We start from the raw sequence: 474 nt of genomic DNA, 5'->3' as shown, positions 1-474 counted from the left end.
GCGCAGCACCCCGCGCACAAAGCCGGCACCGTCAAACATATCGCCCTGCAGCTGGCCCTGAGGGCCCAGGCGCACCGCATTGCAGGCACCGGCAATGGCCGCCGTGGGCGACAGCGTGTCTACCAGCGCCGTGGTGGGCACCTTGTGCGGCATGGTGATCAGCGCGCCGCGGATGTTGGAGAGCTTGAACACACTGCGCAGGAAATCCGCATAGTCCGACCCCTTGCACCCCATGGGCACCACCACCACGTTGACCCCGGCTTTTTCAAACCAGGGGTTGTAGATCATGGGTGCCTTGAAGGCATGCGTGGGGAAGCCAATGTGGGCAATGACTTCGGTGTTGCCGTTGATGATCATGGTTGTGCTGCCTTGGCAACCTTCGCAGCATTCACGCCAGCGCGCAAAGCCAGCAAATAGCTGTCCGCACCAAAGCCCGCAATCTGGCCCTTCACGATCTCGGCGAACACCGACTTG

General features: G+C 62.0%; 1 protein-coding gene and 1 pseudogene. Both read right to left on the bottom strand.

Annotation, left to right across the window (positions count from 1 at the left end; translation table 11 throughout):
- The coding region (locus AC1D1Y_RS26335; RefSeq protein ID WP_477684943.1) for a shikimate dehydrogenase family protein at window positions 1-354 on the bottom strand (354 nt) is incomplete at its 3' end.
- A pseudogene (locus AC1D1Y_RS26330) lies at window positions 354-474 on the bottom strand (type II 3-dehydroquinate dehydratase); the annotation flags it as partial. The pseudogene AC1D1Y_RS26330 and the gene AC1D1Y_RS26335, both read right to left, overlap by 1 nt.

The sequence above is a fragment of the Polaromonas sp. P1_G1 genome, from assembly GCF_056405595.1.
The sequence above is the reverse complement of the archived record's forward strand: the minus strand, read 5'-3'. Positions and strand labels throughout refer to the sequence as shown.